Here is an 8,013-nt window from a genome sequence, read left to right as displayed (position 1 = left end):
TCTCAGCCACCTTCGCGCCGGCCTCGACCTCCTTGAGGATCCGGACGATCTGTTCCTCGCTGAACTTCGACTTCTTCATGCAGAGCTCCTTGGTGGGGAAACTCTACTTCCGACTGGCTCGAATCAACGAGGACGCTTCATGACCGATCTCGAGGACCAGCTTGCCGTTGTATGGAGGCTCTATCAGGGTATAGGGCTCTCCGTGATTCACAGCACGAAGGAAGTCTTGCTCGCTTATAGTCGAACCGTCTGCGTTGAAAAAATAGAGCTTTACCGACTGATCGACGTTTCCGAGCTTCCGAAGACTTACCTCATCGACAGATCTGGTGCCAGCAAGACTAGGGCATGCGACCAGCGCAGCGGCGATGAACAGGAAAGCATTCGTCCGAAGATTCATGACGCCACCTCGCTCGATTCCAGGCCGTCAAAAAGCCAATCCAGAACAGTGTCCCAGCTTCTTTTTAAGTACCACTAGTATCCGCTTCGGATCAAAAGCGGACCTTACGACATCCAATTCGCGACCGCGATGCAGATGGCAAGGCAAGTACGGCGACAGATATGCAGATTGCATGACCGCTCATTACGTTCCCCCTGGCATCTCTTGGTTCTCTAGTCACTTAGGTCCGCTCCGGGTCGGAAGCGGACACTACTAATCCAACTAGCTAGTCGACAACGAACAACTTGGCGCCAATCTCCGTATAGGAGCGATGCGGTTCTGCACCATCGCCGACCTGATAACTCATGCCTGGCCTTAGCGTGAACGTGCGACCGTCTTCGAGCTCTGTGTGGAGCTCTCCTTCCACACATAGCAGGATGTGTCCTTTCGTGCACCAGTGATCCGCAAGGTAGCCTGGCGTGTACTCGATCATCCGGACTCTCATGCCGCCAAACTGCCGGGTGCGCCAATAGGCGAAGCCAGATTCGCCCTTGTGCTGGGTTGCATCCACGGAAGACCAGTCCGTTGTTCCAAACGCGATGCCTGACATTTCCAAAGGAGCAACCCCTTTTGGGCTGACGAAGTCGTGAGAGGTGATGATGCCATGTCCGCTCCGGGTCGTTAGCGGACGCCTGCCCTACCCCCGATAACCTCCCCTAATCGCCTCCCAAAGCTGCTTGCAGCGCGTTATTGAACGGGTTCGGGGTGCCAGACTGCAGTCCCGTCTACTTACATTCCGTCGGACTGAGTGTTCCTTCGACAGACATGGGATGTCCTTCAATCAGATGCATCGAACGCAGCACTCATTGATGCCATGCATATGCATGACAACCAAGCACTTCCGGTTGCGCAACCATTGGCATAAGAGGGGATTGGGTGCGCTGCGACCATGTCTTCACGGCTGCGCTTGCGCCAGGCCCAACTTCCGACTCATGCTTGCGACATCCGCAAACACGGCCATCGCCGGACCGCGACCGCCTGTTTGGCTGGACAACTCCTTCGCTGCGACAGGATGATCCGCCGATGACCGTCACCCGCGTCGCCGAGCACGAAGAGCTGAACCGCCTGCTGCAGCAGGCCGGGCGCAGCGACCAGCAGGCATTCGGCGAGCTCTACCGGCGCACCTCGTCGAAGCTGTTCGGCGTGTGTCTGCGCATGCTGCGCGACCACGGCGCCGCGGAAGAGGTGTTGCAGGAGATCTACATCACGGTCTGGCACCGCGCAGCCAGCTTCGACGCGGCGAAGGCCAGCGCGATCACCTGGCTGACCACGCTGTCGCGCAATAAGGCGATCGACCGCCTGCGCCAGCACCGCGAGGAGCTGCCGGACGACCCGCGCTCGCTGGAGGATGCTGTCGACGAGCTCCCCTCGCCCGCCGCCCAGGCCCAGGCTAGCCAGGAACATCGCCGGCTCGCGGATTGCCTCGACGCGCTGGAACCGCAACAGCGCAACTCGGTGCGTGAAGCCTTTTTCACTGGGGCTACGTATAACGAATTGGCGACACGCTGCCAGGTGCCGTTGGGAACCATGAAAAGCTGGATTCGCCGTAGCCTCATGCAACTTCGCACGTGCCTCGACTCATGAACACGCCCGCCGACGAAGGCAACCACAACCTGCGCTACGCCGAGTACGTGCTGGGCGTGCTCGATGCCGACGCGCGCGCCGAGGTGGCACACGAAGTGCGCACCAGTGGCGAGGCTGCGACGGCGGTGGCCTTGTGGCAGCGTCGATTGCAGCCGCTGGCCGAGGAAATCGCGGAAGCCGCGCCCGCCCCGTACGTGTGGGCCCGCATCCACGATGCGCTGCAACTGGATGCGCCGCCGCGGTCGACGCCGCGCCAGCGGTTGTGGGACAACCTGGCGCTGTGGCACTGGCTGGGTCTCGGCGCGAGCGCGGTGGCTGTCGCGCTGCTGCTTGCGGTGGCGCTACCGCGACGGGTGCCCGTCCCGCCCCCGACGACGGCCGCCGTCACCTACATGGCCTCGACGATCAAGCAGGGCAACGGCACCACCGGCTGGACCGCCACGATGGATCTGCAGCACGCCCGCATGGTGGTGGTGCCGGCCACGCCCGCGACGCTGGCGAAAGGCCGCGCGCCGGAGCTGTGGCTAATCCCGGCTGGCCAGAAGCCGATCGCGGTAGGCATGATCTCGCGCGACCAACCCACCACACTCGCGCTTGCCCCGGTCTTGCTGGCACGACTCGGCCCGACCGCCGCGCTCGCCGTCTCGGTCGAGCCGCCGGGTGGCTCGCCGACCGGTCAGCCGACCGGCCCGGTCATCGCCAAGGGTGCCATCGGCGCGGCGCCGGAAGCCTGAAGCCGGAGCTGCTTCGTCCCCTCAGCTTGCGAAGACACGCAGGATGCCCGCGTGGACGGACACGCTGACTCGAATCCGGCTGCAGGACGGTTTTCGGCGCCCTGGAAGAAATTCTGCTCTTTCGTGCATCCGCCGGCCGACGGCCTACGTACCTGATTCGTACGCCCGGGATCCCGGTATCGACGATGCCGGGGCATGAGACGTACGCGATCGTAGGAACCCCTGCGGGAGGGCACCATGAAAGCCACGAAACGTTTCATCCTGAGGCTCTTGCCGGCCGCCGTGCTGACGGCTTTTTTTGCCGTCGGCGGCGCCCATGCGCAATCGCTGCAACCCAACCAGACCGAGGGTTTTTCCGCCGGCAAGCTGGTCAAGTTCACCTACCAACAGAATTTCGCCTGCGTCCATCAGCCCAAGGACGATCTGGACTACAACGGCGTGCTGGCGCAATCGGATTCGGGCGAATTCCAGACGCCCATCTGCCAGGCCGGCATCCAACCCACGATCGATCCGACCGGCGATGACGCCAGGAGAACGGCGATCCTCTACGTGCTGGTGCCGATGTTCTCGCTGGACAAGGACCAGAACCCCAACGACGCCATTCCGTGCCCGACCGGAGTAAGGACCGGCACGCTGTGCGGGCCTGCGCTCGGCAAGGTACTGATCGAGCTCTTCGGCGCAGTCCCCGAGGCCTACAAGATCAAGCCGCTGGTGTTCACGGATTGCCCCGGGCCGGGCTCGATGCCGGGGACGTGCACGATGCATGCCTCCACAGTCGATCTCGGGAAGGTGTTGGTCGCGCTCGGCAAACTGCCGGCGCCGGTGACGAATGTCTTCCTGCCCACGCCGAATCACAGCCACGTGATCGCCAATGCGCGCGCGAACACTGAGCGAGCGATCTGGTGGGAAGTGGAACCGGTGCTGGTCACCGATCCGGCCGACTGGCCGAATCAGGGAGGCAACTTTGGCATCACCTCGGTACGGAAACTGCGCCAAGCCGAGCAACGCGGCCAAGCCGTCCAGGTGCCTTCCAACTTCTTCCTGTTCTTCAGCTCGAAGTCCATGCAGGGCATGCCGGGCATGGATGACCGGGATTAGGCTGAAAATGCTGTGTTTCGCCTGCGTGGAGCGAAACTGGCTCTTCCCGCTTTGCCACGCAGCCAGTGAACAGGGGACAGCCTGATGCCGGTCTACAAAGAAGCAGAGCAAGTATCGCGGCGGTAGATGACGAAGCAACGCTATCGCCGCGATTTTTCCACGGGCAGCAGCATGGAAAAGTCCGCAGCGTATTCCCGCCACAAGCCGCATCGCGCCGCCGACGCCATCGCCCGCCATGCTGCCCCGACAAGCTAGCGAAGCAATGCTTCCACCATCTGCAGGATGCCCCAAAGGCTGGCAATCCAGATGACTGTGCGCAGATAGGGAATGCCGATGACGTAGACCGGCAGGTACGCCAGGCGCGCCCAGAAATAGATCTGTGCGCCAATCAGGGTTTGTGCACCGGTCTTGTGCATCGCCACCACGGCCAAGGTGGCGGCAGCGAAGAATGCGAAGGTTTCGAGAAAATTGCGGTTGGCGCGATCCGCGCGCGCGGCGTACTTGTTGAGCGGCTGCGGCTCGCCGTCGCGGTTGCCGGCGTTCCACCGCAAACCGCGTTGCCAGGTGCCGAAGCCCGCCGCCACCAGTACATAACCCAGACCAAGCACGACCGACCAGCCCAGCATTTGCAGTTCAACGCTCATAGCGACACCTCCAATGGATTGGGCGCCCGCAAGTGTCCTTGCGTGGCCAGACGGAAACGGACGCAATGCCCATGAACCATGGTTTCCGCGCGTTTTCACGAATTCACTGGGAAAGCGTCGCTGATCCTACCCGGTCACCGACACCTGCTCCCTTCGCCACACTCCCAGAAACATCCGAACCCGCTCGATGACCCGCTTCGCGTTCATGAATGAAGCGCAGCGTGTCATCCAGGGCCGTCGAACTGTGGCGTAGCGGATAGGAAAACGACAACAGCAAGCGGATATGGCCGATGCCCGGATACAGATGCACCTCGATCGGTTCGCCGCGCGCACGCATCCGGCTCGCCAGCGCACACACATTCTTCGGCGCCACATAGCGGTCCGTCATCCCCTGCAAAAGCAGCATCGGCGGCTCGTCACCATCGACGAAGTTGACGGGTTGCGAGCGTGCTTGCGCTTGCGGCGAGGCACCGAACATGCCGATATAGGCGGGCTCGGTCAAAGGCAGGAAATCATACGGGCCAGCCAGCCCGATGAAACCGGCCAGTCGATCGGGACGCAGGCCGACACGTTCCAGCCAGTGCCCGTCGGTGGCGAGCAGCGCGGCCATATGCGCCCCCGCCGAATGCCCCATCAGGAACAGCCGCCGAGGATCGCCGCCATAGTCGGCGGCATGGGCATGTACCCACGCCACGGCATGGCTCGCATCGGACATGAAACCCGCCATGCGCACCTGCGGATACTTGCGGTAATCGGGAATCGCCACCACCAGCCCGCGCCGCGCCAACGCCTCACCCATCCAGCGATACCACTGGCGCTCGCCGTCCTGCCAGCTGCCCCCATAGAAAAACACCACGACCGGCAGGCCGTGCGCGCCGCGCGGCGCATAGATGTCCAATGCCAAATGGAGCTCGGGATCAAACACGATGTCCGGATGCACGCTGAGCCCGCTGCCGCCGGACGTGGCGTTGAGGGCGTGAAACAGGCTCGCCTGGCAGCCGCTCAACAGCAACGTCTGCAGCAACGCGAACAGCGCCACCGCGCAACGTCGTAGCGAACGTGCCCCTGCCGAAATACCCATGGGTCCCGCCTGGCCGAAGAAGACAGGATAGGTACGCGGCAGACTGCCCACTGGATGCACCGCAATCCGGGTGAACCCGCCAACCGCGGGCTTGATTCGGCCGCCGCGACCGGCCGGCCAGCCGTGCCATCGCATGCATCCCGTTCCGTTTCAACAACGGCGCCTTCGACGGCCCACTCAAGCACATCCAGTCCACTGGTTACGTGCACGCCGGCAGCGGCAACGCGGTGTGGGGCTTCAAGGCGCAATACATCGTGGCCTGGCTGAAAGCGGATTACAGCGAAATGATCGTGGCGCGCGACAAGCGCGATTACACGTGGGTGTTCGCGCGCGCGCCGAGTGTGCCGCCGGCCGATTACGCGGCGCTGATCACGCGGGTCAAGGAGCTCGGCTACGACATATCGAAGTTGCGCAAGGTGCCGCAGCAGTGGCCCGCAACCGGACCCCATCCATGAGCAGCCTCACGGAAACTGCATCCACGCGGGCGCAGGTTACGCAACTGCGCTGAGGTTGCTTCATTCCCATTGGGGCACAACGCACGATGACGAGACGCGCTCACATGACGGTGATGAACACCTCCCTACCCGCGATAACCACCCTAATCGTTCCTCTCTGGCACCAAGGCCTCACCATAAACTTTTCAATAGCCTGATAGAGCATTCGATGGCTGTTCGGAACAGTGACGAAAGGCGGCGCTTCTCAACAGTCTGCTAAAAGGGATAGTCCCGATGCCCGCGCTGCACAGATACCCAATGTTCGGTGGTGAACTCTTCGATCAGTCCCATTGCGCCGAAACGCCCTAGGCCCGAGTTCTTTTCCCCACCGAACGGCATATTGGCCAGATCGACGGCGGGGGCGTCGTTGATATGGGTCATGCCTGCCTCGATGCGCTGCGCTAGGCGTTCGGCGCGCGCTAGCTCTTGCGTAACGATGGCGCTGGACAATCCGTATTCCGTATCGTTGGCGACAGCGACGGCCTCGTCTTCGTCGCGCACTTTGATGATCGGCGCGATGGGGCCGAAGATTTCATCGCGGCCCAGACTGTCCGATAGCGAGACATTGAGAAAGACATGCGGCGGCAGCACCAAGCCTTCCGCGGGGCCACCAACGCGCATGATGGAACCATCGCTGCGCGCTTGAACGATCATCTGCAACAAGCGGCTTAGTTGGCGTTGATTGATGATCGGACCCACCGCCGTATCGGGCAGGTTCGGATTACCGAATTTCAGCGCCCTGACGCGTTCGACGAAGGCATCGACGAAACGGTCGTAGATCGCTTGATGCACGATCAGGCGATTGGCACTGACGCACAACTCGCCTTGATGAAGAAAACGCCCGAAGACAGCAATGTCGACGGCGCGCTCGAGCTCGGCGTCATCGAGCACAATCAGCGGATTGTTGCCGCCCAGTTCCAGTTGCACTTTCTTGAGCGTAGGGCCAGTAACAGCGAGACTGGCGATGCGCCGTCCAACGGGGCTCGAGCCGGTAAAGGAAATCACTTTCGAGAGCGGATGAAGTACCAGCGGATCGCCGATCAGCTGATTGCTGCCGGTAATCACGCTGAGGACGCCCGGCGGCAGCCCGGCTTCTTCAAAAATCTTTGCCAGCAGCAATCCGCCCGACACCACGGTTTCCGCGGCAGGTTTCAGCACCACCGCGTTACCCAGCGCGAGCGCCGGTGCAAGCACACGCGAACTCAAATGCATGGGCCAGTTCCATGGGCTGATGACGGTGACGACACCCACGGGCTTGCGATAGATGCGATGTTCCTTGCCAGATATGTCGCCGGGAATGATGCGGCCCCAGACATGCGTGGGCAGCGTGGCGGCTTCCATGATGATGGCGCGTACGGCTGTCCATTCGGCTTCGGCTTTGAGGCGTACGCTGCCCGATTCGCGAATAAGCCACGAAACGATTTCTTCGTGCCGTGCGTCCAGAATGGCGGCTGCACGATGCAACAGCGCGCTGCGTTCGCTCGGCGAGGTGTGCGCCCACGCCTGTTGTGCACGCGCGGCCGATTTGAACGCCTCATCTACATCCTCGACGCTGGCTTGCGGCACTTCGACAAGCGTTTCACCGGTGTAAGGATCGAGGTCCTTGTAGACGGAACCGGCCGTACCTGCACGCCACACCCCGCCGATGAACAGATTCCCGAATTCGTAGGCGACCGTGCCCGTACTTTCTCGCTGATTCATGGTGAATACCCAGTCGAAGGAAGACCCCGGCGACGCACGTTGCGTCGATTCATATGGGTCGTCTATCGAATCTAGGCCGCTGTGGCAGCAGACGACTAGCAAAATCCAGCGATTTTTTGCTTTGATCGAGAATGCACCGGCGCCTACCTCTTTGGGGTAGGTACTCGATGGATGGGTGGAACTACCATCAATGCGTCGCTCCCGTTTTCATAACCCTCTGCACGCATGGCGCTCTGCCATT

The 8,013-nt window shown here is 61.9% G+C and carries 9 protein-coding genes; 5 read left to right on the top strand and 4 right to left on the bottom strand.

What is annotated here, in order from left to right; genetic code table 11:
• Positions 1-475, top strand: a 475-nt coding sequence (locus IHE49_RS10210; RefSeq protein ID WP_225578351.1) for a hypothetical protein, incomplete at its 5' end; no start/stop codon positions are given.
• A gap of 187 nt (positions 476-662) precedes the next feature.
• Here the strand turns inward: IHE49_RS10210 and IHE49_RS10205 are convergent.
• Positions 663-986 carry a DHCW motif cupin fold protein gene (locus IHE49_RS10205; protein WP_225578350.1) on the bottom strand — a complete coding sequence of 108 codons (324 nt, stop codon included), beginning with the start codon at positions 984-986 and terminating at the stop codon, positions 663-665.
• A gap of 473 nt (positions 987-1,459) precedes the next feature.
• Here IHE49_RS10205 and IHE49_RS10200 point away from each other — a divergent pair, with 473 nt between their 5' ends.
• The 3 genes from IHE49_RS10200 to IHE49_RS10190 all read left to right on the top strand — a co-directional run bounded on the left by IHE49_RS10200 (position 1,460) and on the right by IHE49_RS10190 (position 3,852).
• Entirely contained in the window at positions 1,460-2,020 is a 561-nt protein-coding gene (locus tag IHE49_RS10200) for a sigma-70 family RNA polymerase sigma factor (protein WP_192157469.1), read from the top strand.
• Complete coding sequence (locus IHE49_RS10195; protein WP_192157467.1) at positions 2,017-2,754, top strand: anti-sigma factor; 738 nt, start codon at positions 2,017-2,019, stop codon at positions 2,752-2,754. Before IHE49_RS10200 ends, IHE49_RS10195 begins: the two co-directional genes overlap by 4 nt.
• Positions 2,755-3,024: 270 nt before the next feature.
• Positions 3,025-3,852 (top strand): hypothetical protein, encoded by an 828-nt coding sequence (locus IHE49_RS10190; RefSeq protein WP_192157465.1) that lies wholly within the window; start codon positions 3,025-3,027, stop codon positions 3,850-3,852.
• A gap of 251 nt (positions 3,853-4,103) precedes the next feature.
• On the opposite strand, the gene IHE49_RS10185 is transcribed toward IHE49_RS10190, so the two are convergent.
• On the bottom strand, positions 4,104-4,496 hold the full coding sequence (locus IHE49_RS10185) for an MAPEG family protein (protein ID WP_192157463.1): 393 nt from the start codon (positions 4,494-4,496) through the stop codon (positions 4,104-4,106).
• A gap of 103 nt (positions 4,497-4,599) precedes the next feature.
• Entirely contained in the window at positions 4,600-5,712 is a 1,113-nt protein-coding gene (locus IHE49_RS10180; RefSeq protein WP_225578349.1) for an alpha/beta hydrolase, read from the bottom strand.
• Positions 5,713-5,780: 68 nt separating this feature from the next.
• Between IHE49_RS10180 and IHE49_RS10175 the strand changes: the two genes are divergently transcribed.
• Positions 5,781-6,032 carry a lipocalin family protein gene (locus tag IHE49_RS10175; protein WP_343227566.1) on the top strand — a complete coding sequence of 84 codons (252 nt, stop codon included), beginning with the start codon at positions 5,781-5,783 and terminating at the stop codon, positions 6,030-6,032.
• 255 nt (positions 6,033-6,287) lie between these two features.
• Here IHE49_RS10175 and IHE49_RS10170 read toward each other — a convergent pair whose 3' ends face one another.
• The gene (locus IHE49_RS10170; RefSeq protein WP_192157461.1) at positions 6,288-7,772 is read right to left on the bottom strand and encodes an aldehyde dehydrogenase family protein; all 1,485 of its coding nucleotides are present in this window, start codon (positions 7,770-7,772) and stop codon (positions 6,288-6,290) included.
• Positions 7,773-8,013 lie beyond the last annotated feature (241 nt).

Origin of the sequence: Rhodanobacter sp. 7MK24 (genome assembly GCF_014842995.1) — a bacterium.
GTDB lineage: Bacteria > Pseudomonadota > Gammaproteobacteria > Xanthomonadales > Rhodanobacteraceae > Rhodanobacter_A.
The sequence above is the reverse complement of the archived record's forward strand: the minus strand, read 5'-3'. Positions and strand labels throughout refer to the sequence as shown.